Raw genomic sequence first — 25,801 nt, 5'->3', positions numbered from 1 at the left:
AGAGGGATACATGAGACGGCGCGATTTCGTCGCCGCACTTGGCACTGCGGCTACCTGGCCGCTCGCAGCGCGTGCGCAGCAACCTGCGAAGATGAAGCGGATCGCTTTCGTTAGTTCGGCGGGCACCGGTAGCCGAACAAGCGCAAACTACCGCGCTTTTTTCGAAGAGCTAAACCGCCATGGCTATGTTGAAGGCCAAAACCTCGGGGTGGACAGGTACTCAGGAGAAGGGCGAGCGCGCTATGCCGAGTTGGCCCGCAATGTCGTCAACACGCATCCCGACCTGATTGTGGTGTCGGGCGGCCGTCTCTCGCTGGACTTCAAAATGGCGACGACCACGATCCCGCTCGTGACGGTGATCATCGATCCGATTGCAATGGGACTTACGGCAAGCATCGCGCGGCCGGGTGGCAACATCACAGGCGTTGCTATTGCTGGCGGATTGGAGATCATCGGAAAACGTTTGGGCTTGCTGGTCGAGGCGATGCCGAAACTGTCCACCGTCGGCTACCTTGCATCGCAACCATTCTGGGAAGATCAAAGAGGCGCGACAGTGCGAGAAGCCGCCAAACAGGCAGGCGTTTCATTGTCTCCGGCCATGCTGAGCGCTTTTAACGAAGCAGAGTACCAGCGCGTCTTCAGATCGATGGAACAAGATCGAGCGGATGCGCTCATGGTGTCTGATGAACCCGAGAACACCATCAATGTCGAGGTGATTGTCGAATTGGTTACGAAAAGCCGGATTCCTGCAATTTATCCGTTCCGCGAATATGTCGATGTTGGCGGGCTGATGGCTTACTCAATCGACCTGAAGGACACTTTTCGCCGCCTCGCCAGCCTCACCGTTGAAATTCTTGGAGGTGCCAATCCGGGTGATATTCCTTTCTATCAGCAGACCAGATTCGCGCTGATCATCAATCTCAAAACCGCGAAAGCGCTCGGCCTCGAAATGCCTGCGATGCTGCTCGGCCACGCGGACGAGGTGATCGAGTGACGTCGCTTATTGGCCCATCTGACCTCGTGCAGCGTCCGCTTTCCTTCCGCTATTGAGAGCATAGCGGACGTCGTTCAAGGGGGGCGAGCAGATCGCCTGGGAGCAGCGCAAGCCCTATGACGAGTTCGACTACGGCTACGTGCTGACCGTGCACAAGTCGCAGGGCTCGCAATGGGACGATATCGTGCTGTTCGACGAGAGCTTTGCGTTCCAGGACAGCCGCGCCAGGTGGCTGTACACGGGCATCACAAGGGCGGCGAAGCGGCTCAGTGTGGTGGTGCTGTAGGGTGGGCAAAGGCGCGAAGCGCCGTGCCCACCATCCATCCAAATGCGCGGAGAAATGGTGGGCACGCTTCGCTTTGCCCACCCTACGAAATCCCTCATTTGCCCGCCACGAAGTAAAAATCCTCGCTGCCGGGCGGCGAGCCGTAGGTGAAGGGTTGCTGCCCGTGCTTGGTCTGGAGCCAGACGTCGTCACGGACGATGTCGAAGAGCTTGCGGACCTCCACATTCGGCTGCCGCACATCGCGGGCGAGCGCAAGCGCGAACGGGCTGTCGTTGCCGTCGCCGTCCATCGCGGTCTCGCCGTGCTTGGCGGCGTAGACCACCATGAAACCCACACTGGGCTCGATGTTGGAAAAACCCTTGTCGACCAGCTTGAGCGCCAGCGTGTGCTGCATGGTCGGCGCGAAGGGATTGTCGCGACAGGCATCAAGGATCACGAGCCGCAGCTTGTGCGCGCCGCCGACCGCCGCGATCACCTGCTCCAGCGCCACGGCTTCGGTCTCCGCGTCCTTGTCGACCGCGAGCCTTGCATCGACCGGCACGAGGTAGTTGACGCCGCCGATCTCGAAGCCATGCCCGGCATAGTAAACCACCGCCCAATCGGCCTTCTCCGCATCCGCCGCAAAGCTGCGCAGCGTCTCGAAGAACTGGTCCCGGGAAAGATCAGTCGAGATCGTGACGGTCTGGAAGCCGACGTCGCGTAGCGCACTGGCGATCAGCTTGGCGTCGCGCGGCGGATTGGCGAGCGCATGAACGTTGCGGTAGGCGCCGTTGCCGATCACCAGCGCCACTCGGCGCAGCGTCGAGCGCGTCGAAGGCGTCTTGGGCTCGAGCACGGCCAGGCGGCTCCGCGCGCCGGTGCGCGCCATCGCGACGTCGATCTCGTCGAACGGGGTGAGCGCAAAGGCGGCGGCGCGGTAGTCGGCGCGCGCCTGCGCGCGATCCTGCTTGCGCTCGAACACCTGGCCGCGGCCGGCATGGGCGCGGACGTTGTTCGGATTCATCTCGAGGATGGCGTTGTAGTCGTTCAGCGCGGAATCGAGGTCGCCCTTGGCGAGGTAGGCATCAGCGCGGTTGGCGAGCGCATACTGGTTCTTCGGCTGCTTGCCCAGGACGTTGTTGCAATCGGCGAGCGCCTCGTCGAAGCGCCGCATCGCGGCAAAGGTCACGCAGCGATGGTTAGGAATTTGCAGCGCATTCGGATCGATCTTCTGCGCGTCGGCAAAGTCGGCGAGCGCACCGTCGAAATTCTTCATGAAGGTCCGCGTCCGCGCGCGGTTGGTGTGACCGACCAGCAGATTGGGCGTGTATTTGATGGCGAGATTGAAATCGTCGAGCGCGCTCTGGAGCGCGCCCTTGCGCAAGTACAGCGTGCCGCGATCATTGTAGGCACCGCCATAGTTGGGGCGCTTCTGGAGGACGAGGTTGTAGTCGGCCATCGCCAGATCGTCCTGGCCCTTGCGCTGGTGGGCCTGGGCCTGGCCGTCGAGCGCGACCATGTTGTCGGGATCGGCGTCGCGCGCCGCGGCGAAGGCTTCGAGGGCGTGGTCGAAGTCGCGCTTGTTCAGAAGCGTGAAGCCCCGCACGGTCAGCGCGATGGACTTGTCCTTCCCGGTCACGCGGTCCGAGCCGAGCAGGTTTTCGCAGGCTGTGAACCGCGTCGGCAGGTCGATCTTGCGCTCGCGGCAGGTCTCGAGATCGTCGCCAAGCTGGGGGTCGGCCAGGACGGCCGGCGCAGATGACAGCAGGATGAGAAGGATCAGGGAAACGACGCGCAACATTTTCGTCGAACAAGCTCCACCGCCACTCATTCTATGTCGGTCATCCAAGAGAGGGGTTCATCCCGGCCCGATTTTCCGCGTTCCGGCGACGCTAGCATGGCTTCTTCACGGGCTCGTGTCTGCCAGCGCGTAACATCCGGCCCGCGCGCCCGTATCTTGGGCAGGCCCGAAAGCGGCGGCCTGCCGGGCTGTTCGCCCGGCCCCAACCACCCTAGACTGTCGCTACCGACCGAACGAGGATCCGCCATGAGCCGACCCGCCTTCCATTCCCTCCCTCTGCTCGCCGCCACCGCCACGCTGGCGCTGGCCTTCGCCGCGCCTTCGCGGGCTGCGGAAGATGCGGTGGTGATCCCTGCCCCCGCCGTCGACGCTGCGCCCACAAGCGGTATCCAGACCGCGGTCGTGGCCGGCGGCTGCTTCTGGGGCGTTCAGGGCGTGTTCCAGCACACCGCCGGCGTCGTCAACGCGGTCTCCGGCTATGCCGGCGGCACCAAGGCGAGCGCCGACTATCACACGGTCTCGTCGGGCACGACTGGCCACGCAGAGTCCGTCGAGATCAAATACGATCCGAAGAAGATCTCCTACGGCAAGATCCTCCAGATCTTCTTCTCCGTCGTGCACGATCCGACCCAGCTCAACCGCCAGGGCCCCGACACAGGCACGCAATATCGCTCGGCGATCTTCACCACCTCCGACGAGCAGAAGAAGATCGCGGACGGCTACATCGCGCAGCTCAATGCCGCCAGGGTCTTCAGCAAGCCGATCGTGACCAAGGTCGGCGCGCTGGAGGCGTTCTATCCGGCGGAGGCCTATCACCAGGATTATCTGACGTTGCATCCGAACCAGCCCTACATCGCCTACAACGACATCCCGAAGGTCGAGAACCTGAAAAAGCTGTTCGCGGATAACTATATCGAGAAGCCGACGCTGGTCAGCGCCAGCAAGGCCACCAACTGATTGCAAAGTCACTAGCTAAACGGGAGATCCATGCCCGACACCAAGACACCCACGAACGAAACCAAGGTCGCCAAGAGCGAGGAGCAGTGGCGGCGCGAGCTCACGCCGATGCAGTATGCGGTACTCCGCGAAAAGGCGACCGAGCGTCCCTTCTCGGGCGAGTACGAGCACGACCACCGCGCCGGCACCTACGTTTGCGCCGGCTGCGGCAACGTGCTGTTCGAGTCCGACGCCAAATTCGATTCCGGCTGCGGCTGGCCGAGCTTCACCCAGCCGGCGGTCGAGAGCCATATCGACGAGGAAACGGACTCAAGCCACGGCATGATCCGCACCGAGGTGCTGTGCTCCAATTGCAGCGGCCATCTCGGCCATGTCTTCGCCGACGGCCCGGCGCCCACGGGCCTGCGCTACTGCATCAATTCGGCGGCGCTGAAGCTCAAGCCGAGATAATGGCAAGAGCCGGGTTCCGGCATGGAACCCGGCGGCCGGATGTGCTTTTCTCTTCTGACGGTGCGGCCGGAGGCGCATTCCGGCGGACCGTCAGGGAGGACGCCATGACCCTCGGAACCATCCTGATCATCCTGGTGATTATCTACCTCCTGGGCGGCATGTCCGGCCGATTTGGCGGCTATGGCTATGGCATGGGCCATTCCGGCATGGGGATTGGCGGCGTGGTCCTGGTGGTGCTGATCGTGCTGCTGCTTCTTGGCAAGCTGTAAACCATCCAAGCTATTGAATTTATTAAACTTATTTCCTTTGCGTGGCTGCCATGCGTGGATTCATCATCTCCGTTCGCAGGGGTCGCATTTCCGTCAAATCGGCCTATATTAGAGGGCGAAAATGCCATGGCCGCCCGATTGCGGCCCGCGCTCAACAAACCCCACACGCGCCTGTAACCGAAGAAGATCACGAGGTCTTTGACCATGCGTCCACTGCGTCCGTTCAACTTCAATACCTCCGCCGAGCTTTTCCCCGCCGCGATCCGCAAGAAGAAGCGTGCGGGCTTCACCTATCGGCGGTTCGGCACCGCGGCCGAAGCCGTGCGCTTTGCGATCGAGGAATTGCCGACGGACTCACTGAACGGCGCGTACCTCCAGGTCGAAGAAGCTCGCTTCGACCAGAATGGCATCCGCTCGCTCTATGAGAGCGAGGCGTTCCCGCTGCCGCGCCGCCGCAAGCCGGCCGCGAACACCGACGCCGACGCGGCGTAAGCTTTTCTCATCCTCCGATGCGCAATGAGCGCGGTAGCCGAAAGGTTACCGCGCTTTTCGCGTCTAAAGCGCAATGAGATCAGGATGAATCGTCATCGCGCTTTAGGCTGTTGTTTGAGCATGATCTCCGCGCAAACGCGTACCGCGTTTGTCGCGAGGGAAAACCGCTCCACACTTTGCGCTAACGCGGCGCTCCGGTCCGGATCATGCTCTAGCGCGGCTGCTTGTCCAGCCAGCGGCGCAACAGGCGGACGTTGCGCATGTTGGCGCGGAACATGACGTCGAAGGCATCGCCTGCGAACGGCACCATGCCGACCACGCCGTCGACCGCGACATTGCCGAGCATCCGCGCCGTGATGTACCAGGGCGCGCCCAGCGCGCGGGCCTCGCGCACCAGCCACAGCGAGATCGCTGTTGTGATGATGTCGCCGATGACAGGGATCAAGCCGATCAGGCCGTCGATGCCGTAGCGGATATTGGTGCCGGGCAGGATGAAGGCGACGTCGAGCAGCTTTGCGATCGCCTCGAGCCGCGCCAGCCGCTGCTCGCGCGTCAGATTGCCGAACGGATTGGTTTGGCCAAATTCTTGGCCGAACTCTTGGCCGAATTCGCGAAAGCCCTCTCCGAGCGTCTCGGGACGGATCTCGCGGCCGTCCTGATCGATGATCGGCCCACGGGCCTCATCGCCCGAGAAGGCCGCGCGCGAGGTCCTCCCCGAGCGGGGACGGCGCGTTGCAAGAATATCGTCGTCAGACATCGTCATTCGTTGAGCGTCATCGCTTGGGCAAACGCGCATGCGCCGCTTCGGTTGCTGCGCCGCGCCCAATCGCCGCCCCTGCCCTCAGGTTGGCGCCGGAGCCGGTTGCGACTCCTCGACATATTTATGCACGAGCCAGGACGAAATCACGCTCGGCACGAAACCGACGAGGCCATAGAGGATCCATTGCACCGCGCCGGAATCCGCCCCGCGCGAGCCATAGGTGATAGCGGCGAGCACGAACGCGAACAGGCCAACCAGCAGCATCCGCAGCACCGGCCCGATCCGCTTGATGTGGACCAGAATGTCGTCGACCGCGCCGATCATCAGCGAGGGAAGGAAGCCGAACAAATAGCTGTATTGCAGTGTCTTGAAGAACACCACGAACAGCTTGCCGACCTCGCCCAAATTGGTCTGGGCCCAATAGCCGGACTGGTAGGTCGTCGTCAGCAGCAGGAGGAATCCACCGACAAACGGGCCCACCAGCGCAAAAACCAGATAGCGTTTCATCAATTACCCCTCACCTCAAGACCCGCCCCGTTATAGCAGCGCCCTGAGAAGCTTGGATAGCCGGGGCGGGGCGGCCGGGGAACAAGTGGCAGGCCGCCGGGTTCTGTGAACGGACCACATGTCTGCCCTTTCAGGAGATTGGATTTGGCCATGCGTTGGATCACCCTGTTCCTGGCAACGATTACGCTCACCGCATCCGGCCTCACAAGCCCGCCGGCATTCGCGCAAGGTCATGCTGGAACCCCAGGAGAGCAGCAGGCCTGCTCGCGCGACGCCGAGCGCCTGTGCCGCAAGGATCTCGGCAATGACGGGGCGGTCCAGTCCTGCCTCCAGGCGAACCGGGCCAGGCTCTCGCGCTCCTGCCGCAAGGTGTTCGAGAGCCACGGCATGTAAGGCGCTTGCGGCGCCCTAAGCGCGATGACGATTCATCCTGACCTCATCGCGCCTTAAGACGGAGATGCCACGATGCTGCGCGACGAACAGCTCGCGATCCTCAGGGACATTAGCCAGTCCATCGCCTTCGCCGACGACCGCCATGGCGAGATCGAGGAGCTCATCATCGAAGGCTATGTCATGAAGGACGGAGACCTGTTCGAGCTGACGTCCAAAGGCGTCACGGCGATCGAGGAGCATGCCGCGGCTCTCGCTGACGCGCCCTCGGCGCGTGCGTGAGGCAAGCGTTGCCGTGACGAACGCGCAACAATCGTGAAATCGTTCACACGAACCATTGAAGCTTCGCAGCATTCGCGCATAATCGAATTGGGGCGGCGCAGCACTTTCGATTCGAAATCTCAAGCGTAATCGAGCAACCACACCGGGGGCATCTCCCCGCGTGTCGGACCTGACGTGCGGCAGCGCAAGCCGCGTGCGGCGCCTCCAATGCACAAGCGGCCAACACCGCCAAAATCTTGGGGATGCATCTCACATGTCTAGTTACCGGATCGGGAAGATCGCCACTTTCGCCGCCATTGCCGCAACTGCCACCGTGCTTCACGCCGCACCCGGCCTCGCCTTCTCGTCCGAGGCGCAACAGATGTGCACCAGCGACGCCATGCGGCTGTGCGCCAGCGAAATCCCCTACATCTCCCGGGTCACTGCCTGCATGGTCCGCAACAAGCACCATGTCAGCCCGGGCTGCCGCGCCGTGATGGACCGCGAGGCCGCCGCCGCGCGCAAGCGGGAAGCTGCCGCGAACTGATCCCTCGCGCGCACTGCAAGTTGAGCGGCGTCCTGTCGCGATCGACGCTATGCTGAGGCCCGGCCAAGAGAGCTGGAGCAACAGACATGGCGAAGATTTGGGCGAGGATCCTGATCGCGGGCGGCTGGCGGCAATCCCTTATCCCGGCGAGCACAGCCGCCTTGCTGGCACTGGCGCCTTGCGCGGCGCCCGCCCAGCAGGCCGGCGTCAACTTTCCGGATGGCCCCGGCAAGAACACCGTCGTCGGCATCTGCGGCTCCTGCCACGACATCGGCCGGCTCACGGCGGGCTACTCGCCCGAAGGCTGGCACACCGTCATCCGCATGATGCAGAATTTTGGCGCGCCGATCCCGCCGGAGGAGGTCGCCGGGATCACCGACTATCTCATCAAGAGCTTTCCGGAACGGCCACGGCCGGCGGCAGCGCTGATCGCCGGCGACACGCAGATCGACATCAAGGAGTGGCCGGTCGCCACCGAGGGCTCGCGGCCGCACGATCCGCTCGCCGCTCGTGACGGATCGCTGTGGTACTCGGGCCAGCTCGCCAACGTGCTCGGCCGCCTCGATCCCGCCAGCGGCGCGATCCGCGAATACAAGCTCAATCCGCAGACCGGTCCGCACGGGCTGAAGGAGGACAAGCACGGCAACATCTGGTTCACCGGCAATTTCGCCGGGCTGATCGGCAGGCTCGATCCGAAGACCGGCGACGTCAGGGAGTACCGGCTGCCGGATGCATCGGCCAAGGACCCGCATACGCTCGTCTTCGACCATGACGGCATCATCTGGTTCACCGTGCAAGGCGGCAACAAGGTCGGGCGCCTTGATCCAACGAGCGGCGAGATCAGGCTCGTCACGCCGCCGACGGCGAACGCGCGGCCCTACGGCATCGTGGTGAATGCGAAGAACGCCGTCTGGTTCGTCGAGTTCGGCGCACCGAAGATCGCAACCATCGATTCGAAGACGATGGAGATCCGCGAGTACCTGTTGCCGGATGCGGCCGCCCGCCCGCGCCGGCTCGCTGTCGGCCCCGACGATGCGATCTGGTATGTCGATTTCGCTCGCGGCTTTCTCGGCCGGCTCGATCCCACAACGGGCATGGTGAAGGAATGGGCTTCACCGAGCGGGCCGAAGTCGCAGCCTTACGGCATCGTCTTCACCAAGGGCGCAGTCTGGTACAGCGAGTCCGCCGCAAAACCCAACACCATCGTCCGCTTCGATCCCGCAAGCGAGAAATTCCAGAGCTGGGCGATCCCCGGCGGCGGCGACATCGTCCGCAACATGGACGTCGACCGCAACGGCAACCCGGTGCTGGCCAACAGCCTCGTCAACAAGGTGGGCGTGGTGGAGATCGGCGGGACGGGGCACTAGGTTCTGCGGTCATTCGAGGGCGCGCGAAGCGTGAACCCGGAATGACGAAAGCGGTTGAAGTGTTCCCTACTCCCCCCACGCCGCGAACGCGTCGTTGAAGGCGCGCTCGCCGGGGGCACCCTTCTCGATGGCGATGATGGCGCGACGCTGGTTGGCGTAGACCAACGGCACGTCGAACCAGGAGCGCTCCTTCAGGAGCTGGACGTTGCGCGCGCGATCGGCATCGACGTTGGAGAGGCCGACCAGGAAGAAGCCGTCGGTGACCTTGACTGCGAGGCCCGCGAGCGGCGTGCCGCGCGCCTGCTCGTTCGACTTCATCAGGATGCCAGGCACGTTGGCGACGCCGCCACCGGGGAAGTCCGGCGGCAGGATGAAGGTCAGCTCTGCGGTGTGGCTCGCCGGCAGCGATGAATCCGTGTTGCGACGGAACGACATCGTCATCTTGAACTTGCGGTCGGGGATGTCGATGTCGGCGCGCACGGCGACGTCGGCCTTCTGATTGCCCGAGGCCTTGATCGGCTCGGTCCGCCAGACCACGGTGCCGACATATTGCTTGCCCTTGGGATCGGACGGATCCTCGTCATAGAGCACGACCTTCTGCGCCACCGGCGCGGCCGGCTGCTCGGTCGACGAGGGCTGGCCGACGCGATCCGGGATCTTCGGCTTCGGCGCCGGCTGCGACGTATCCTTCGGCGCCTCGACGACCTGCGTCTGGGATGGCTTGAACAGGCCGCTCACGGTCTGCACCGCCTGCTTGCCCCAGAGGATGCCGGCACCGACCAGGATCAGCACGATGCCGACGGCGATCGCGCTCTTGAACGGGAAGGTGGAGCCGGAGCGGCGCTTCTTGGTGTCGCGGTCGAGGACCGGGATGTGCGGGCGCGGCGCGGACGGCCGGGGCGCGTAGCGCTCGGCTTCCTCGATCGACTCGTCATAGGAATACGGAACGTCCGGCGGCTCCCCGCCGCGGTTCTCCAGATTCGGCTCGAGCCGGTCGAACTCCGGCGAGGGCGACGGCACGTTGGCGTAGGTGCGGCGCGCGGCGCGGTTGGCTTGCGCTGCGGCCCGGCCGAGATCGTCGGCATCCGCGGTGATGTCGCGAAAGCCGCGAACGCCCGGCGCCTGCGGTGGTGCGCCCTCCGGGGGACGGCGCGAGGTGGAGCGATCGCGCGCCGCAGGCGGCGCCGGCGGCGGCTCGGGCATCGGGGGCGGAGCCTGCGGGCGCGGAGGACGCGACTGGCGCTGGGCGTCGCGGTCTCCGAGATCGTCCCCGCCAAGCGGGGGACGCTCGTTGCGCGACGGCGGCGGCGCCGCGGGACGCGGGGGGCGCGGTGCGGGCGATGAGGCCGAAGGCGGCGCAACGGGCAGAGCGCCCTCGGCGGCGCGGGCACTGGCCCGACGGAAGGCATCACCACTGCCGCCGCCGGTGCGGGGGCCGCCGCCCGGGCGCGAGGCCTCGCGGGCGCGCTGGGCGGCTTCCGATTCGACCTTGCGGACGGCCTCTTCCAGCGACAGGCGCTCGCGCGTGATCTCGGATTCGGAGAGCGGTGGCTGCACGCTGCGGAGCTGCGCGATCAGCGCCGTGCGCGCCCGTTCATAGAGCGCGCGGCGGCTTTCGCCGGGAGCATTGGGGTCCAGGGCGGCAATAGCACGGGCGATTAGCGGATAGTAATCAGCCATTTCAACTCAACTATGCGCCTGTCCCGGTAAGATATCGTTAAGCCTCAAACGGGTTTTGTACCAGAATAGTATCTTCACGTTCGGGGCTCGTGGAAAGAAGTGCGACCGGGCAGCCCACCAGTTCCTCGATCCGGCGCACATATTTGATCGCCTGGGCCGGCAGATCCGCCCAGGAGCGGGCATTTGCGGTCGGCTCCTTCCAGCCTTCGATGGTCTCGTAGATCGGCTCGACCCGGGCCTGCGCGCCCTCGCCGGCCGGCAGGTGGTCGATCTCCTTGCCGTCCAGCCGATAGCCGGTGCAGACCTCGATCGACTCGAAGCCGTCGAGAATGTCGAGCTTGGTCAGCGCCAGCCCGTTGATGCCGCAGGTCCGCACGGTCTGGCGAACCAACACGGCGTCGAACCAGCCGCAGCGACGCTTGCGCCCAGTATTGACCCCGAACTCGCGGCCACGGCGGCCGATCTCCTCGCCGATCTCGTTCGTGAGCTCGGTCGGAAACGGCCCCTGGCCGACCCGGGTCGTATAGGCCTTGCAGATGCCGAGCACATAGCCGACGCCGTTCGGACCGAGGCCGGTTCCGGTCGCGGCCTGGGCCGCCACCGTGTTCGACGAGGTGACGTAAGGATAGGTGCCATGGTCGACGTCGAGGAGGGCGCCCTGTGCACCTTCGAACAGGATACGCTTGCCTTCGCGGCGCTTGATGTCGAGCAGCCGCCACACCGTCTCGGCATAGGGCAGGAGCTGCGGCGCCAGCGCGGTCAGATCGCGCAGGATGGCGGCCGCGTCGAACTCCTCCAGATTGAGGCCGCGGCGCAGCGCGTTGTGATGCGCCAGCAGACGGTCGATCTTGTGCGGGAGCGTGTCGAGGTCGGCGAGGTCCATCAGCCGGATCGCGCGACGGCCGACCTTGTCCTCATAGGCGGGGCCGATGCCGCGGCGCGTGGTGCCAATCGCGGTCGCCGAATTGGAACTCTCGCGAAGTGCGTCGAGTTCGCGATGCAATGGCAGGATCAGGGTGACGTTCTCTGCCACGCGCAAATTCTCCGGGCCGACCGCGACGCCCTGACCGCGCAGCTTGGCAACCTCGTCGAGGAAGGCCTGCGGATCGAACACCACGCCGTTACCTATCACCGACAGTTTCGACGATCGCAGCACACCGGAGGGCAGGAGCGCGAGCTTGTAGGTCTCGCCGTTGATGACCAGCGTATGGCCGGCGTTATGGCCGCCCTGGAAACGCGCGACGATGTCGGCCTGCTCCGACAACCAGTCGACGATCTTGCCTTTTCCCTCGTCGCCCCACTGGGCGCCGACGACGACAACATTGGCCATTCGCGGGTATTCCCTATGCAAGATTTAGATGCGCCCAGCCAATCCACGGCCGGGGGCCGCTCGCATGCGAGGCAGCCAACCGGATATCGGAAGCAGCCTCTCTAGGCAAGCAAGAACGGGGCCTTTTCGAGGCCTAAAGCGCGATCCAAGCCTTTGATATCCCCTTAAAATCCGGAAAGGTTCTGGACCGCGCCGGCAAGCTCGGGAACCGCTGAATTAACGCATCAACCGCTCCGTTCGCCGGTTGCCTAAGGGATGGCTGTCACCTCCACCCCTTACCTTTTGCAGGCCATAACGCCTCTTTCGGACATGCCGTGACGGAACCATCGGGAAACCAGGCCAGCCAGTTCTGGCGCCTTTCAGCCGACGCGCTCGCCCGGCAGCTCGGCCGCGGCTTGCAGGGGCTGGCCACGCATGATGCCACCGAACGACTCAGCCGCTTCGGCCCGAACAGCGACGCGCCGCCGCGCATCGAGGCCGCGATGCGCGCGATCGTGCGACGGCTCTTCGAGCCCTTGTCGCTGATCCTGCTGGTCGCCGGCATCATCTCGATGCTGACCGGCGACGACATCGGCGGGCTGATCATCGTGCTGATCCTGACGCTGTCGATCGGGCTCGACACCATCCAGGAAGGACATGCAGTCCGGGCCGCCGAAATCCTCCGCCGCTCGGTGGCGCTGAAGGCCGAGGTCAAGCGCGACGGCGCGTTCTGCCAGATCGACGTCGAGCAGGTCGTGCCCGGCGACATCCTGCGCATCCGTGCCGGCGACATCATCCCGGCGGACGCGCTGATCATCGACAGCACGGCGTTGCTGTTTGCCGTTGCGCTTGCGGTCGGGCTGACGCCGGAGCTGCTGCCGATGATCACCACGGTGACCTTGTCGCGCGGCGCATGGCCCGCCGCAAGGTGATCGTCAAGCGCCTCGCGGCGATCCACGACCTCGGCGCCATGACGGTGCTGTGCACGGACAAGACGGGCACGCTGACCTCGGCCGAGATCACGCTTGCGCAGAGTCTCGACGCCTGCGGCAAGGTGGATGCGCGCGCTGCAAAGCTCGGTGCCATTGCGGCTTCGCTCGGCGGCGACCGCGGCTCGCTCGATGCGGCGCTGGTCGCCGGCTGCGTGGGCGCCGCGCAAGGCTGGACACTCGCGGGCCGCCAGGCGTTCGATTTCTCCCGGCGATTGGGATCGGTGCTGGCGAGCGGTCCCGAAGGCGCGCTGCTGATCGTCAAGGGCGCGCCGGAGGCAGTGCTCGAACTCTGCACGATCGACGATGCCACCCGCTCAACAACCTGCTCTACGATCTCTCCGAGCTCGGCATTCCCTTTGACCGCGTCTCGGCGCAGGCAACCGCGCAGCCGCAGGTGTGGAGCATGTCGCGCCTGGTGCGCTTCGCCGCGATCATGGGCCCCCTGTCGTCGGTGTTCGATTTCCTGACCTTTGGATCCGCACCGGGCGGAAGAGTTGAAGCGAGGGTTCCCCGCGCATCGAAGCCGCGCATGGACGCGATGCGCCGGGCCCCATTGATATCAGGTCGATTTCCGTGTCTGTGAGCGGGCCGGGAATGACCCGGCCCGGGGCGCACCACCGGGTCGGACGCCCCGGCGCATGAACCGGGGCCATAACAATCACAATGTCCGCCGCCGACCAGACCACGCGCCTTGCCGCACCCGACCGGCACTGGATCGCCAACCAGCCTTATCTCCTGCTCAGCATCACCGCGCTGTGCTGGGCCGGCAATGCCATTGTCGGTCGGCTTGCCGCCGGCCACATCCCGCCGGTGACGCTGTCCTTCCTACGCTGGCTCTTCGCCTTCCTTTTGGTGCTGCCGTTTGCCTGGACGCATCTGGTCAAGGACTGGCCGGCGATCCGCCGCAAGCTCGGCCTGATGATCGTGCTGTCGATCACCGGCATCGGCGCCTTCAACACGCTGCAATATTGGGCGCTGGAGCATACGCAGGCGCTGAACACGCTGCTGCTGCAATCGGCTGCCCCGCTGGTCGTGGCGCTGTGGTCGCTGATCATCCTGGGCGTCCGGCTCACGGCGATGCAGGCCTTGGGCGTTTTGCTCTCGCTGTGCGGCGTGCTGACCATCCTCTTGCATGGCGATCTCACCACACTCTCCAACATCGAGTTCAACAAGGGCGACCTGATCTTCATGGTCGCCCTGGTGATCTTCGCGCTCTATTCGGTGCTGACGTTGAAGCGGCCCGCGATCCACGGCCTGTCATTTCTTGCCTTCACCTTCGGCTGCGGCGCGGCGTGCCTTATGCCGCTGGAGATATGGGAGTTGTCGGCCCGTCCCGTGATGAAGCTCGATCTGCCGAACATTCTGACACTGGTTTATGTCGCGGTGTTTCCCTCGACGCTCGCCTATCTCTGCTTCAACCGAGGCGTTGCGCTGATCGGCGCCAATCGCGCCGCGCCGTTCTTCCACGTGGTGCCGGTGTTCGGCTCGATCATGGCGATGATCTTCCTGGGTGAACTGCCGCAGGCCTTCCATTTCATCGGCTTTGCGCTGGTACTGTCGGGCGTATTCGTGGCCTCGCGCAAGCAGGCGAGCTGAGTTCGACTTTTCTTTCTTCCTTCTCCCCTTGTGAGAAGGTGGCATAGGCGGCCTTCGGCCGCCGTTCTTAAGAGAACGCCGAAGTGCAGCTTCGGCTATCGCGCCGGATGAGGGGTTGCTTCCGCGAGTTCAATCGCGAAAGATTCGCAGGCGGATAGAGACCCCTCGCCCGTCTCGCCGCTGCGCGGCGAGCCACCCTCTCCCACAAGAGGAGAGGGTGAGATCAAGCGCCGATGTTCAACATATTAACCGCCAAAGCCACCTCCGTGATCTCCACTGCATTGTAGCATTGCGGCGATGGGACTTGTGGTGCGGCTGTAATCCGGCGCAAGTTCCTCACGAAAACCAATGACGATCGCTTCGCCCGCGCCATCGGCCTCGAATCCGGCCGGCTGGCTCAACAACCAGCCCTATCTGCTGCTGAGCCTGAGCTCGCTGTTCTGGGCCGGCAACATCGTGCTCGCGCGCCATGTCGGCGCGCATGTACCGCCGCTCACATTGACCACGATCCGCTGGTTCGGCGTCTTCCTCATCCTGCTGCCATTTTCGTGGCCGCATCTGAGGCGCGACTGGAAGGCATTGCGCGCGCATCTGCCGCTGATGCTGTTCCTGTCGCTGGTCGGCTTCGCCTTCAACAACGCGATCTCGTTCTGGGCCCTGCAATATACGGAGGCGCTGAATGCGCTGCTGATCCAGTCGGCCGGACCCTTGTTCGTGGCGCTGTGGTCGCTGGTGCTGTTCGGCGTCCGCCTGACGGCCGCACAGCTCGCCGGCATCGCGATCTCGCTGCTCGGCGTCCTCATCATCATCCTGCGCGGCGATCTCGCGGCGCTAGCCGGCATCAGCTTCAACCGGGGCGACATCATGTTCGCCTCCTCGCTGGTGGCGTTCGGGCTCTATTCCGCCTTCATCCCGCGCCGGCCAAAAATCCATCAGCTCTCCTTCCTGTCCTTCACCACCTGCTGCGGGGCGATGATGCTGCTGCCGGCCGCGGTGTGGGAGTTCTCCGCGGGCAACGTCTTGAAGCTGGATGCGACGACGTTGGCGACATTCGCCTACATCCTGATCTTCCCCTCGACGCTCGCCTATCTCTTCTTCAATCGCGGCGTGGCGCTGATCGGACCGAACCGTGCCGCACCGTTCTTTCATCTGGTGCCGGTGTTCGGCTCGGCGATGGCGATCCTCCTGCTCGGCGAAAGGCTGCAACTCTTCCATCTCGTCGGCTACGCGCTGGTGCTCGCCGGCGTCGTGATCGCATCGCGGCAGGGCTCGGCGTCGAAATAATTCCGCGCTGAGGGATCACGGCCAGTTGTGATGCTCTCGTAGGGTGGGCAGAGCGAAGCGTACCCACCATCAAGCATCCAAGGCCTCGAAAGAAGCGGTGGGCACGACGCTTGCGCGTCTTTGCCCACCCTACGAAATCATCGCGGATATCACGCGGCCCGCACCTTGGCGAGGAAGCCGTCGACGGCGCTTCGCAGTGCGCCGGACTGATTGTCGAGCTCGCGTGCGTTCGACAGGACGTCGGAGGCTGCCGTACCCGTCGCCTTGGCCGCCGAGGTCACGCTGCCGATATGGGCGTTGATCTCGCTGGAGCCGGCTGCGACCGACTGGATGTTGCGGGCGATCTCGCGCGTCGCCTCGCCCTGCTGCTCGATCGACGCAGAGATGCCCGCGGTAATCTCGCTCATCTCGGCGATCGTCTGGGTAATGCCAGCAATGGCGGCGACCGCGTCGCTGGTCGAGGTCTGCATCGCTGCGACCTGGGCGGAGATTTCCTCGGTGGCCTTCGCGGTCTGGTTGGCGAGCGCTTTGACCTCGGAGGCGACGACCGCGAAGCCGCGACCGGATTCGCCGGCGCGCGCCGCTTCGATGGTGGCGTTGAGCGCGAGCAGGTTGGTCTGCGCCGCGATCGAGTGGATGAGCTTGACGACCTCGCCGATCTTCTCGGCGCCGGAGGACAGCACCTGCACGGTGGTGTTGGTGCGCTCGGCGTCGCTGACCGCCTTGCTGGCAACTTCCGTGGAGCGCGTCACTTGGCGGGAGATTTCAGCGACCGAGCTCGACAGCTCTTCGGCGGCGGCCGCAACCGTGCCGACATTGCCGGACGCCTTTTGCGAGGCGGCACCGACGGTGGCCGCCCGCGCGCTGGCGTCGCTCGCGGTCGCGGTCATCGACTGCGCCGTGGTCTGCATGCCGGCGGCAGCCGAGGAGACCGAGCGCACGATGCCGTTCACGCTGCGCTCGAAGTCGCTGGCGATGCCTTCCATCGCGCTGCGGCGCTCGGCCGCGGCGCGTTCCTTGGCAACCGCCTCGGTCTTTTCGAGATCACGGATGCGGATCGCATTGTCCTTGAAGATCTGCACGGTCGAGGCCATCGCACCGACCTCGTCGCCACGGCCGACGCCGGGGATGTCGTCCTCGAGCTTGCCGTTGGCGAGCTCGTTCATGCGCGTGCCGAGCCTGTTCAGCGGCAGGCTGATGCTGCGGCCGAGCAGCCAGGCAACGCTGCCTGCAACGATGACAATGCCGAGCATGGACAGGCCGAGCAGCCAGTAGACCGGGCCCATCTTCTCGTCGATATCCTCGAGATAGGCGCCGGTGCCGAGATACATGTCGAAGCCGGGAACCGCGACGGCATAGCCGAGCTTGCGGATCGGCTTCTCCTGACCGGGCTTCACATATTCATAGAACAGCAGGATCTCGCCATTGGCTTTGACACCGTCCATCAGCTCCCTGGACAGCTTGCGGCCGTTCGTCTCCACGTCCATGCGGTTCATGCCGATCTGCTTCGGATCGGGCGCGAGCTGCGTGATGCCGTCATAGGTCGTGCCGAACAGATAGCCGGAACCCCTGTCATAGGTCATGGCGTTGCCGTAGCGGCGAAGTTCGGCCAGCGCGGCCTCCTTCGTCATCTCGCCGACGTTGACCCGCTTCATCAAAGTGGTCGCATAGTTGCGGGCCAAATCGACGATCGCCTTGGTCTGATCGATTCGCGCATTCACCATCTCGCGCTTCATCAGATATCCGGCCAGAACCCCGGAGATGCAGAGGCCGAACAAGGTGACGCCGACAAGGATGCCAAGCTTGGGGGCGATCTTCAGGTTGCTCAACTTCACGAGGCGGCTCCGGCAGATAAGGGGAAACGGCACGCGGGTGGGTCGATCGAATTTGAATCAATTTTTAGTGTGGGACCCATTAGCAACTTGTTACGATGGCTCCGTAGAAGCCCGCAGAGGAGGCAAAAACCCGCAAACACCGCAGTGTGCGACAACCGACGATTGTACGCGTCACGCTCGATTTCGCGTAAAAGACGAAACGATCCGGCGCAAAAGCAGGGTCATACAACAAGAACCGACAAACCAAATCGGAGCAGGAAATGCCGAAATTCAGGGTGGTGACGCCGAAAGGCGCGAGCTTCACGGTGGCGGGAAGCGATTATTCCTTCGAGCGGGAGGCGCTCGACCCGATCGACGCGGAGATCGTCGAAGCGCCGGCCAACGAGACCGAGTTTATTGCCGCGGCCCGGACGGCTGATGCGATCTACGCCAAGGGCATCCCGATCACCAAGACCATCATCGACGCGCTGGAAAACTGCAAGGCGATCACGCTCGGCTCCGTCGGAGTCGACAGCGTCGATGTAAAGGCGGCAACTGCCCGCGGCATTCCCGTGACCAACATCCCCGACACCTTCATCGAGGAGGTCGCCGACCACGCCATGATGCTGCTGCTTGCGGGCTTCCGCCGCCTGGTCGAGCAGGACCGGATGGTGCGCAGCGGGCGCTGGGCCGAGGGCCGGCCGGCACTTCTGAAGATTCCGCGACTGATGGGACAGACGCTCGGCTTCATCTCCTTCGGCCGTGTCGCGCGCGCGGTCGCCAAGCGCGCCGCACCCTTCGGCCTGCGGATGATGGCCTACGATCCCTTCATCCAGGAAACGCTGATGTACGATCACGGCGTGATGCCGGCCACGCTGAACGAGGTGCTGTCGCAATCGGACTTCGTCTCGATGCACGCGCCCGCCCGGCCCGAGGTGCATCACATGCTGACCGAGAAGCATTTCCGACAGATGAAGAAGGGCTCGGTCTTCATCAACACCGGGCGCGGCGCCACCGTGGACGAGGAAAGTCTCATCAAGGCCTTGCAAGAAGGCTGGATCGCGCATGCCGCGCTCGACGTACTGGAGAAGGAACCGCCCTCGCACAACAATCCCCTGCTCGGCATGGAGAACGTGACCCTGACCGCCCATGTCGCCTCGGCCTCGGCACGCTTTGACGAAGCGCGCAAGCGGCGCGTGGGCTACGAATTGTGTCAATCCGTCGGTGCTGCAGCACACGGCGCTGCGACGCTGGCAGCCCGTCAGCATGGATCGCGGTCCAAACAGCTAAGCCTGTGATGCGCCTTCGGATGAATTGGAGATCGGTTCGCGCGGTAAAGGAGTAGCCCGCGCCTGCGGTGTTCGGCCCGATTTCACAAAACTGCAATACGCCGACAGCATAAGGCATGCGCCCGTCCGTTCACAGGAGACGCACACGTGCGCGCGACCTTTCTCACCTCGATCGCCACCATCCTTCTCACCGCCGGTGCCGCCCTCGCACAGAACGAGGGCGAATTCCCGGCAACGCTGACCGCGCACGCGGTGATGCCGGCCGAATCCTTCATCGACGCGCCGGCGGACGCGCCCGCCGACCTCAAGACCTCAGGCAAATACACGACCGGAAAACGCGTCGATGCGCCCGGCACCGTGATGGGCAAGTCCGCCGAGCGCGCGACCGGCGTGTCGCTGCCGTTCAAGGGGCAGCCGCTCCAAGGCCATTCCGGCATCAAGTCGATGGGCGACGGCACCTTCTGGGTCATCACCGACAACGGCATGGGCTCGCGCTACAACTCGCCGGATTCGATGCTGTACCTGAACCACTACAGGATCGACTGGACCAGCGGCAAGGTCGAGCGGCAAGAGACGGTGTTCCTGCACGATCCCGACAAAAAGGTGCCGTTCCGAATCGTGCATGAGGACACCGACAAGCGCTATCTCACCGGCTCCGACTTCGACACCGAAGGTTTCCAGATCATCGGCGACACATTCTGGATCGGCGACGAATTCGGCCCCTACGTCCTGAAGGCCGACAAGACCGGCAAGATTCTGGTCGTATTCGAGACAATCGCCGATGGCAAGCCGGTGCGCTCGCCGGATCATTGGGCGGTGCAGTCGCCTGGTGCGCCGGGCGCGAGCTACACCAACGTCAACCTGCGCCGCTCCAAGGGCTTTGAGGGCTTTGCCTCGTCGAAGGACGGCAAGTTCTTGTACGGCCTTCTCGAAGGCCCGCTCTGGGACGCCGAGAAGAAGGATTGGGAGAAGGTCGACGGCAAGGAAGCCTCCCGCATCCTCGAATTCGATGTCGCAGCGGAGAAGTTCACCGGCCGCTACTGGCAATTCGTGTTCGAGCAGAACGGCAACGCCATCGGTGACTTCAACATGATCGACCCGACGAGCGGCCTCGTCATCGAACGCGACAACGGCGAAGGCACCGCGGACAAGGCATGTCCGCAAGGCGTGCGCGGCGACAACTGCTTTCCCGACGTCGCGAAATTCAAGCGCGTCTACAAGATCGAGCTCTCGGATGCCAATGTCGGCAAGCCCGTGCGCAAGATCGGCTACATCGATCTGATGAAGATCCGTGATCCAGACAAGAAGGCGCGGAAGCCGCTCAATGACGGCGTCCTCACCTTCCCGTTCTTCACCATCGAGAACGTCGACCGGGTCGACGAAACTCACATCATCGTCGGCAACGACAATAACCTGCCGTTCTCCTCCAGCCGCGAGCCGAACAAGGCCGACGATGATGAATTCGTGTTGCTCGAGGTGGGTGACTTCCTGAAGGCGAAGTGAGGGCGCGGCTCTCTCCGCAATCACAGTCGTCATCGCCCGGCTTGGCCGGGCGATCCAGTACGCAGTGACATCTGTGGGATACGGAGAAGCTGCGGCGTACTGGATGCCCCGCTTTCGCGGGGCATGACAAGCGATGGAGTGCAGGGCGAGGTGAAGAAAGCTAGCCCGCCGGCACCAGAACGATGCCCTTGTCCTTGGGCCAGCGCACGCGCCAGCCGAACTTGATCTCCTTGACTTCGCCGGGCTTGGCGTCGAACGCCCATTCCAGCACGCCGCGCTTGTCGCGCAGGTTGGTCGACGTGGGCGGCGTGGTCGCGGACAGCATCTCGACCGCGATGTCCTCGTTCTCGCTGATCGGAAGCTGATCCTCGATCGCGATCCGGATCGGGAAATCGTGACCATTGCGTACCGTGGTCCGGAACGAGCGCGTATCAGTCTTTGACGAAGAGATCACGCCCGCCGTGCCCTCGTTCTGCCGGATCACCGAACGCTCGATCTTGATCTTGTCGTCGGCGCCGAAGCCGAGGCGGATCGCCTCAGTCCGCGCGGCGGTGGAGAACTTGCTGCGGCCGACGAACACGCCGTCGCGGAAGATCGCGACCTTGCCGGGCAAGAGGTTGGTGTCGTCGGAGAGCTTGAACGAGGCTTCTAGATAGGCGGTCGGATCCACCACCGGCGCGGCCCGGATCGCGAGGTCCGGCGTCACCGTCATGCTGGAGATCAGCAGGCTCTTGGCGCCTTCATTGGCCCCTAAGCTGACGCGGCCTGCGATCTGATAGACGGCCTGGAAATCGCCGATCTCGGCATTGGCCTGCTGCTCTTCGGCGCGCTGGCGCGGTTCGAGCGGCTCAGCGACTTTGGACATTGGCGCAGGCTGTTCCAATTTATCTTGGAAGGCGGTCGTGGACGCGGACCGCGAAAAATCCGCGGACGTCCCCAGCGCCAGCGGCTTCGCAGGCTGAGGATAGCGGACGACCAGCGAATTCAGCTCCGGCGCACTGCCGCCGCGACTGACACGAACGGTGGAGACGCCGAGGCTGACATTCGACCAGTCCTCGCCGGTCGACTGTGTGATTTCCGCGCGACGCACCAGTTCGAGCTGCGGCTTGTGATCCCGGGTGCCGGTGTCGAGGCGGGCATCGTAAAGCGGCGCCCAGCGCGCATTGCGCACATTGTAGGTCACCCGCAGCGTCGCTTTGGTCGCGGCCGCAGAGGCCACGTCGACGCGCACCTCCAGCTTGCTCGGCGGCTTGGCCGCGCGATCGGCTTCGAGCTGGGCGATCTGGCGATCGATCTCGCGCTGCTTTCGCATGGCATCGCGGATCGCGGTGTCGGCGGAGGCGATCTCCTCGGCTACCGCAGAGAAGGCCGCGCGCCACTCGGCAACCGGCCGGGCCTCGCCCTTCTCGCCGATACCGGCCGGGGACGCCTCGGCAAAGCGTTCGGCAAACTTGCGCCGGGCGTTGGCGGCCTCGATCGCGCCCTGCAAATCCGCGCGCTGGTCCTTCAAGGTCTCGATGCGCTTGTCAAGCTCCGGCAGATTGACGCGAGCCGCTTGGCGCGGTGGCCGCGCGTCGATGGTGCCGATGGTGAGCTTTGCACCCGCCTCGCCCTCAACCCGCAAGGAGGAGGTGTCGAGGCCGAGCGGAAAATCTTTTGCGACCAGCGTCGAGTCACCCGACGGCAGGTCCAGCGTGATGACGCGGGTGACGCTCGCGCCATCCGGATAGACCGTGACTGCGTCGATGGCCGACGTCGCATCCAGATCGGCCGCCCATGACGGCAGCGCAATCGCCGCCGTGACCAGGACCAGACTCGTCGTCGCCAGACTCTTCGCGATAGTCCGCATGAATTTCCCTCCTGCCAATGGCGCCGCACCGCCAGCCGGATGCGGCGATAAACGCCTCGCCAAAGTGGTGAGACGCGGCAGGGAAGGAACCGGTTCGATTGGGGTTTCCGTGCGGCGGCAGCGCGGCGGCCCGGTGACCGCGGAACGCGTCATCTGGCCGCGCCGTCGCTTCAGCCTTGGTTCAGCCTTGATTCACCCTGGCCGTAAATGCGGCGAAGCATATCCGTGACGTTCTTCGCGCCGGCCTTTTTCAGGATGCTCGCGCGGTAGCCTTCAACCGTCCGCGCGCTCAGGCGCATCACCCGGGCGATCTCCTTATTGGTGTAGCCGGCCGCGAGGTGCTCCAGGACCTCGCCTTCGCGCCCTGTGAGTGGCTCGCAACCGGCGAGCCAGCGCCGCCGGTTCGAATCCGGCTGAGCGAATTCGTCGATCGCGGCATCGATCCGATCGACAATCTCATGGCTCTGGAACGGCTTCTCGATGAAATCGGACGCACCGCACTTGATGGCATCGACCGCCATGGCGATGCTGCCATTGGCCGACGTCACCACGATCGGCGCCATGCAATTTTCCTCGCGCAGCCGCTTCAGCACGTCGAAGCCGGATTGATCCGGCGCCTGCATCTCGAGCAGGACACAGGCCGGCATGCGCACCTTCGCCTCCGACAAGAGAGACGCACCATCGGCGAAGCAGATGACCTCATAGGCCTTCTGCTCGAGCGCCATAGAAAGTTGTTCGCGGGAGGACGCGTCAGTATCGATGACGAATACCTCACCCTTGGAAAGCGTGTTTCCCGGCATCATCCTGCTCAGCAATGTCTTGGTCAAATGGGCCGAGACGGCGTCGGGGCTGCATCGCCCTGCCGCGCCGTCGTGAACCGGCATCCGCGCCGGTGCTTCGGTTTTCGATATGTATGTTCAGCCCGGTTCCGGGATTTGACTGATTGGGACAGAAATTTTACATTTCGGGACAACTGCAGGAATGGCTGGCAGGAGCGGTTCGCATGACCGATCTCATTCGCAGCGCAGGCCTTGCCTACTATCCGGAGGTCGCCCGGTCGGTCGGGCTCGATCCGAAGCAGATGATGCGCAAGGTCAGGCTTCCGCTGACCTGCCTTGAAAAGCCCGACATTCGTATCGCCGTCGCCGGTCTTCGCCGCCTGCTCGAAATCTCGGCAGAAGCTTCAGGTGCCGAAGATTTCGGCTTGCGCCTCGCCGAGCTCGGCGGCCTGACTAATCTCGGGCCGGTCGGACTGATCGTTCGCGAGCAGGCCACCATTGGCGATGCGATCGCGGCGCTGTCGCGTTTCATCCATATCCATCACGAGGGCATGCGGCTCGACGTCACGCGTGACAAGAAGATCGTGACCATCACGATGCATCTGCGTGGACGGCGCCCACGTGCGCCGCGCCAGTCCATCGACATGGCGCTCGGCAGCATCCACCGCATCATCCACTCGCTGTTCGGCAGCGACTGGCGGCCGCAGGAGGTTCACCTTCACTATCCGCCGCCCCGCGACCGCAAGCGCTATCGCGAGTTCTTCGGCTGCCCGGTGACCTTCAGCGCCGCGAGCAACGCGCTTCTGCTGTCAGCCCATGACATGGATCGCCGGATCCCGAGCGCGCATCCCCTGGTCGCGAGCTATCTGCGCAAGCGTATCGAGGCTCTCGATACACGGCCTGCGAGCTGGGACGAGAAGGTCGACGAAGTCGTGCACTCGCTGCTCCCAGGCGGCGAGTGCACGGTCGAGCGCGTGGCCGAGCATCTGGCCTGCACCCGCCGCACCATCCATCGGCACCTTGCCGAATGCGGCACCACTTTTTCCGAGATCCTCGACGCACAGCGCGTCGAGCTCGTGACCCGGCTGATCGAAGAACCCGGCCGGCCGCTCTCGGCGATCGCCGAGCAGCTCGGCTTTTCCGCGCAAAGCGCCATGGCGCGCTGGTTCCGTCATCACTTCGGCTGCACCATCACCGACTGGCGCAAGGGCAAGCGGCCAGCGATGGCGCAGGAAAAAGGCATGGCGCTTGGGAGCGCCATGCCTTCGTCGTCGCGTGCCGCGGTGTCGGCTTAGCTAGTAGATCTCGAACAGGCCTGCGCCGCCCTGGCCGCCGCCGATGCACATCGTCACCACGCCCCACTTCGCCTTGCGGCGGTGACCTTCCTGCAAGAGGTGACCGGTGAGACGCGCGCCGGTCATGCCGAAGGGATGGCCGATCGCGATCGAGCCGCCGTTGACGTTGTACTTGGTGGGGTCGATGCCGAGCTTGTCGCGGCAATACAGGCACTGGCTGGCGAAGGCTTCGTTGAGCTCCCAGAGATCGATGTCGTCGATCTTCAGGCCGGTACGCTTCAACAGCTTCGGGATCGCGAAGACCGGACCGATGCCCATCTCGTCCGGCTCGCAGCCGGCGGTCGCCCAGGCGACGAAGCGGCCCAGCGGCTGAAGGCCACGCTTCTCCGCGTCCTTGGCTTCCATCAGCACGACGGCAGCAGCGCCATCGGAGAGCTGGCTGGCGTTGCCGGCGGTAACGAACTTGCCGGGCCCCTTGACCGGCTCGAGCTTGGCGAGACCTTCCATCGTTGTCTCCGGCCGGTTGCACTCGTCGCGGTCGACGACGTAGTCGACGATCGACTCGGCCTTGGTCTGCTTGTCGACCACCTTCATCCTGGTCTTCATCGGGACGATCTCGTCCTTGAACTTGTTCGCCTGCTGGGCGGCCGCCATGCGCCGCTGCGATTCCAGCGAGAACTCGTCCTGATATTCGCGACTGAGCTTGTAGCGCTCGGCGACGATATCGGCGGTGTCGATCATCGCCATGAAGATATCGGGCGCGACCTTCAACAATTCCGGATCGATCGATTCCTTCGGCGAGCCGCCGCCCGGAATCGAGATGCTCTCGACGCCACCGGCGACGATGCAATCGGCGCCATCGGAGCGGATCGAGTTGGCTGCCATGGCGATGGTCTGGAGCCCCGAGGAGCAGAATCGGTTGACCGATACGCCGGCCGTCGTCTTGGGCAGACCGGCGAGAAGCGCGGACTGACGGCCGATATTCGGCGCACCGTGGGCGCAATTGCCGAGATAGCAATCCTCGACATAGTCCTTCTCGACGCCGGCGCGATCGACCGCGTGATGGATGGCGTGGGCCGCGAGAGACATCGGCGGAGTGATGTTGAACCCGCCGCGAGCGGACTTCGCCAGCCCCGTGCGCGCATAGGAAACGATGACGGCTTCACGCATTGTTTTCTCCCTGTTCGGACGACTTGGAATGTTCGTTATTGCGCCATTGGTACACAAACTTGGCCGTCGCAGGAAAGATAAAGGGCGGCGCGGGCATAAGAAAAACGCCGCCTCCGGAGACGGAGGCGGCGCTTGTTCCGCGGGTCGGAATATCTGTTTCCTCGTGATTGTCATTCCGGGG

22 protein-coding genes and 3 pseudogenes are annotated in these 25,801 nt (G+C 64.3%); 16 read left to right on the top strand and 9 right to left on the bottom strand.

Annotated features, from left to right (window positions below; translation table 11 throughout):
* The first annotated feature begins 10 nt into the window (after positions 1-10).
* Both Q2941_RS06270 and Q2941_RS06265 read left to right on the top strand, forming a co-directional pair.
* Complete coding sequence (locus Q2941_RS06270) at positions 11-994, top strand: ABC transporter substrate-binding protein (RefSeq protein WP_458191943.1); 984 nt, start codon at positions 11-13, stop codon at positions 992-994.
* Between the two features lie 73 nt (positions 995-1,067).
* Positions 1,068-1,280, top strand: a pseudogene (locus tag Q2941_RS06265) (ATP-binding domain-containing protein); the annotation flags it as partial.
* A gap of 94 nt (positions 1,281-1,374) precedes the next feature.
* On the opposite strand, the gene Q2941_RS06260 reads toward Q2941_RS06265, so the two are convergent.
* Positions 1,375-3,060 (bottom strand): caspase family protein, encoded by a 1,686-nt coding sequence (locus tag Q2941_RS06260; RefSeq protein WP_458191942.1) that lies wholly within the window; start codon positions 3,058-3,060, stop codon positions 1,375-1,377.
* Between the two features lie 246 nt (positions 3,061-3,306).
* Here Q2941_RS06260 and msrA point away from each other — a divergent pair, with 246 nt between their 5' ends.
* The 4 genes from msrA (at position 3,307) to Q2941_RS06240 (ending at position 5,228) form a co-directional block, all read left to right on the top strand.
* Positions 3,307-4,017 (top strand): peptide-methionine (S)-S-oxide reductase MsrA, encoded by a 711-nt coding sequence (gene msrA / locus Q2941_RS06255; RefSeq protein ID WP_458191941.1) that lies wholly within the window; start codon positions 3,307-3,309, stop codon positions 4,015-4,017.
* A 30-nt stretch (positions 4,018-4,047) separates the two neighbouring features.
* Positions 4,048-4,467, top strand: a complete 420-nt coding sequence (gene msrB / locus Q2941_RS06250) for a peptide-methionine (R)-S-oxide reductase MsrB (protein WP_027523176.1) — start codon at positions 4,048-4,050, stop codon at positions 4,465-4,467.
* A 104-nt stretch (positions 4,468-4,571) separates the two neighbouring features.
* A complete protein-coding gene (locus tag Q2941_RS06245) occupies positions 4,572-4,736 on the top strand; it encodes a DUF3309 family protein (RefSeq protein ID WP_080586674.1) in 165 nt (54 codons plus the stop codon).
* A 204-nt stretch (positions 4,737-4,940) separates the two neighbouring features.
* Positions 4,941-5,228: a hypothetical protein gene (locus tag Q2941_RS06240; RefSeq protein ID WP_027523175.1), complete on the top strand. Its 288-nt coding sequence runs from the start codon at positions 4,941-4,943 to the stop codon at positions 5,226-5,228.
* A gap of 211 nt (positions 5,229-5,439) precedes the next feature.
* Here Q2941_RS06240 and Q2941_RS06235 read toward each other — a convergent pair whose 3' ends face one another.
* Positions 5,440-5,991 (bottom strand): DUF4112 domain-containing protein, encoded by a 552-nt coding sequence (locus tag Q2941_RS06235; protein WP_027523174.1) that lies wholly within the window; start codon positions 5,989-5,991, stop codon positions 5,440-5,442.
* A 78-nt stretch (positions 5,992-6,069) separates the two neighbouring features.
* On the bottom strand, positions 6,070-6,495 hold the full coding sequence (locus Q2941_RS06230; protein WP_254110979.1) for a DUF5413 family protein: 426 nt from the start codon (positions 6,493-6,495) through the stop codon (positions 6,070-6,072).
* A 150-nt stretch (positions 6,496-6,645) separates the two neighbouring features.
* Here Q2941_RS06230 and Q2941_RS06225 point away from each other — a divergent pair, with 150 nt between their 5' ends.
* From Q2941_RS06225 to Q2941_RS06210, 4 genes are all read left to right on the top strand, one after another.
* Positions 6,646-6,888 (top strand): hypothetical protein, encoded by a 243-nt coding sequence (locus Q2941_RS06225; RefSeq protein WP_458191940.1) that lies wholly within the window; start codon positions 6,646-6,648, stop codon positions 6,886-6,888.
* Positions 6,889-6,960: 72 nt separating this feature from the next.
* Positions 6,961-7,167: a hypothetical protein gene (locus tag Q2941_RS06220; RefSeq protein ID WP_027523171.1), complete on the top strand. Its 207-nt coding sequence runs from the start codon at positions 6,961-6,963 to the stop codon at positions 7,165-7,167.
* Between the two features lie 253 nt (positions 7,168-7,420).
* Positions 7,421-7,693, top strand: a complete 273-nt coding sequence (locus Q2941_RS06215; protein WP_035662401.1) for a hypothetical protein — start codon at positions 7,421-7,423, stop codon at positions 7,691-7,693.
* A gap of 86 nt (positions 7,694-7,779) precedes the next feature.
* On the top strand, positions 7,780-9,060 hold the full coding sequence (locus tag Q2941_RS06210) for a virginiamycin B lyase family protein (RefSeq protein ID WP_458191939.1): 1,281 nt from the start codon (positions 7,780-7,782) through the stop codon (positions 9,058-9,060).
* 66 nt (positions 9,061-9,126) lie between these two features.
* Here the strand turns inward: Q2941_RS06210 and Q2941_RS06205 are convergent, their stop codons facing one another.
* Together Q2941_RS06205 and Q2941_RS06200 are read right to left on the bottom strand one after the other, a co-directional pair.
* Entirely contained in the window at positions 9,127-10,740 is a 1,614-nt protein-coding gene (locus tag Q2941_RS06205) for a hypothetical protein (RefSeq protein WP_027523168.1), read from the bottom strand.
* Between the two features lie 37 nt (positions 10,741-10,777).
* Positions 10,778-12,070 carry an adenylosuccinate synthase gene (locus Q2941_RS06200; protein WP_027523167.1) on the bottom strand — a complete coding sequence of 431 codons (1,293 nt, stop codon included), beginning with the start codon at positions 12,068-12,070 and terminating at the stop codon, positions 10,778-10,780.
* Positions 12,071-12,384: 314 nt separating this feature from the next.
* Between Q2941_RS06200 and Q2941_RS06195 the strand changes: the two are divergent.
* The 3 genes and pseudogenes from Q2941_RS06195 to Q2941_RS06185 all read left to right on the top strand — a co-directional run.
* Positions 12,385-13,349 (top strand): annotated as a pseudogene (locus tag Q2941_RS06195) (cation-transporting P-type ATPase); the annotation flags it as partial.
* 355 nt (positions 13,350-13,704) lie between these two features.
* Complete coding sequence (locus Q2941_RS06190) at positions 13,705-14,637, top strand: DMT family transporter (protein ID WP_254110973.1); 933 nt, start codon at positions 13,705-13,707, stop codon at positions 14,635-14,637.
* A gap of 348 nt (positions 14,638-14,985) precedes the next feature.
* Positions 14,986-15,921, top strand: coding sequence for a DMT family transporter (locus Q2941_RS06185; RefSeq protein ID WP_027523163.1), 936 nt, complete (start codon positions 14,986-14,988; stop codon positions 15,919-15,921).
* Between the two features lie 149 nt (positions 15,922-16,070).
* On the opposite strand, the gene Q2941_RS06180 is transcribed toward Q2941_RS06185, so the two are convergent.
* Positions 16,071-17,756, bottom strand: a complete 1,686-nt coding sequence (locus Q2941_RS06180; RefSeq protein ID WP_458191938.1) for a methyl-accepting chemotaxis protein — start codon at positions 17,754-17,756, stop codon at positions 16,071-16,073.
* A gap of 260 nt (positions 17,757-18,016) precedes the next feature.
* Here Q2941_RS06180 and Q2941_RS06175 point away from each other — a divergent pair.
* Together Q2941_RS06175 and Q2941_RS06170 are read left to right on the top strand one after the other, a co-directional pair.
* Positions 18,017-19,025, top strand: a pseudogene (locus Q2941_RS06175) (C-terminal binding protein).
* A 146-nt stretch (positions 19,026-19,171) separates the two neighbouring features.
* A complete protein-coding gene (locus tag Q2941_RS06170; protein WP_254110968.1) occupies positions 19,172-20,527 on the top strand; it encodes an esterase-like activity of phytase family protein in 1,356 nt (451 codons plus the stop codon).
* Positions 20,528-20,687: 160 nt separating this feature from the next.
* Here the strand turns inward: Q2941_RS06170 and Q2941_RS06165 are convergent, their stop codons facing one another.
* Positions 20,688-22,376, bottom strand: a complete 1,689-nt coding sequence (locus Q2941_RS06165) for a mucoidy inhibitor MuiA family protein (protein WP_254110966.1) — start codon at positions 22,374-22,376, stop codon at positions 20,688-20,690.
* Between the two features lie 170 nt (positions 22,377-22,546).
* A complete protein-coding gene (locus tag Q2941_RS06160; RefSeq protein WP_027523156.1) occupies positions 22,547-23,176 on the bottom strand; it encodes a response regulator transcription factor in 630 nt (209 codons plus the stop codon).
* 203 nt (positions 23,177-23,379) lie between these two features.
* On the opposite strand from Q2941_RS06160, the gene Q2941_RS06155 reads away from it, so the two are divergent.
* A complete protein-coding gene (locus Q2941_RS06155; RefSeq protein WP_027523155.1) occupies positions 23,380-24,450 on the top strand; it encodes an AraC family transcriptional regulator in 1,071 nt (356 codons plus the stop codon).
* Here Q2941_RS06155 and Q2941_RS06150 read toward each other — a convergent pair whose 3' ends face one another.
* Complete coding sequence (locus tag Q2941_RS06150; protein ID WP_458191937.1) at positions 24,451-25,620, bottom strand: thiolase family protein; 1,170 nt, start codon at positions 25,618-25,620, stop codon at positions 24,451-24,453.
* Between the last annotated feature and the right edge of the window lie 181 nt (positions 25,621-25,801).

It is taken from the genome of Bradyrhizobium sp. UFLA05-153 (genome assembly GCF_054185185.1).
This window is presented reverse-complemented; position numbering and strand designations above follow the sequence as displayed.

Excerpts from the sequence above, each read along its gene's own strand:
- Q2941_RS06220 (WP_027523171.1), top strand. The coding sequence starts at position 6,961 with ATGCTGCGCGACGAACAGCTCGCGATCCTCAGGGACATTAGCCAGTCC.
- Q2941_RS06245 (WP_080586674.1), top strand. The coding sequence starts at position 4,572 with ATGACCCTCGGAACCATCCTGATCATCCTGGTGATTATCTACCTCCTG.
- Q2941_RS06260 (WP_458191942.1), bottom strand. The coding sequence starts at position 3,060 with ATGTTGCGCGTCGTTTCCCTGATCCTTCTCATCCTGCTGTCATCTGCG.
- Q2941_RS06270 (WP_458191943.1), top strand. The coding sequence starts at position 11 with ATGAGACGGCGCGATTTCGTCGCCGCACTTGGCACTGCGGCTACCTGG.
- Q2941_RS06235 (WP_027523174.1), bottom strand. The coding sequence starts at position 5,991 with ATGACGATGTCTGACGACGATATTCTTGCAACGCGCCGTCCCCGCTCG.
- Q2941_RS06225 (WP_458191940.1), top strand. The coding sequence starts at position 6,646 with ATGCGTTGGATCACCCTGTTCCTGGCAACGATTACGCTCACCGCATCC.
- Q2941_RS06215 (WP_035662401.1), top strand. The coding sequence starts at position 7,421 with ATGTCTAGTTACCGGATCGGGAAGATCGCCACTTTCGCCGCCATTGCC.
- Q2941_RS06185 (WP_027523163.1), top strand. The coding sequence starts at position 14,986 with ATGACGATCGCTTCGCCCGCGCCATCGGCCTCGAATCCGGCCGGCTGG.
- Q2941_RS06150 (WP_458191937.1), bottom strand. The coding sequence starts at position 25,620 with ATGCGTGAAGCCGTCATCGTTTCCTATGCGCGCACGGGGCTGGCGAAG.
- Q2941_RS06200 (WP_027523167.1), bottom strand. The coding sequence starts at position 12,070 with ATGGCCAATGTTGTCGTCGTCGGCGCCCAGTGGGGCGACGAGGGAAAA.
- Q2941_RS06230 (WP_254110979.1), bottom strand. The coding sequence starts at position 6,495 with ATGAAACGCTATCTGGTTTTTGCGCTGGTGGGCCCGTTTGTCGGTGGA.
- Q2941_RS06190 (WP_254110973.1), top strand. The coding sequence starts at position 13,705 with ATGTCCGCCGCCGACCAGACCACGCGCCTTGCCGCACCCGACCGGCAC.
- Q2941_RS06160 (WP_027523156.1), bottom strand. The coding sequence starts at position 23,176 with ATGCCGGGAAACACGCTTTCCAAGGGTGAGGTATTCGTCATCGATACT.
- Q2941_RS06210 (WP_458191939.1), top strand. The coding sequence starts at position 7,780 with ATGGCGAAGATTTGGGCGAGGATCCTGATCGCGGGCGGCTGGCGGCAA.
- Q2941_RS06240 (WP_027523175.1), top strand. The coding sequence starts at position 4,941 with ATGCGTCCACTGCGTCCGTTCAACTTCAATACCTCCGCCGAGCTTTTC.
- msrB (WP_027523176.1), top strand. The coding sequence starts at position 4,048 with ATGCCCGACACCAAGACACCCACGAACGAAACCAAGGTCGCCAAGAGC.
- msrA (WP_458191941.1), top strand. The coding sequence starts at position 3,307 with ATGAGCCGACCCGCCTTCCATTCCCTCCCTCTGCTCGCCGCCACCGCC.
- Q2941_RS06155 (WP_027523155.1), top strand. The coding sequence starts at position 23,380 with ATGACCGATCTCATTCGCAGCGCAGGCCTTGCCTACTATCCGGAGGTC.
- Q2941_RS06205 (WP_027523168.1), bottom strand. The coding sequence starts at position 10,740 with ATGGCTGATTACTATCCGCTAATCGCCCGTGCTATTGCCGCCCTGGAC.
- Q2941_RS06165 (WP_254110966.1), bottom strand. The coding sequence starts at position 22,376 with ATGCGGACTATCGCGAAGAGTCTGGCGACGACGAGTCTGGTCCTGGTC.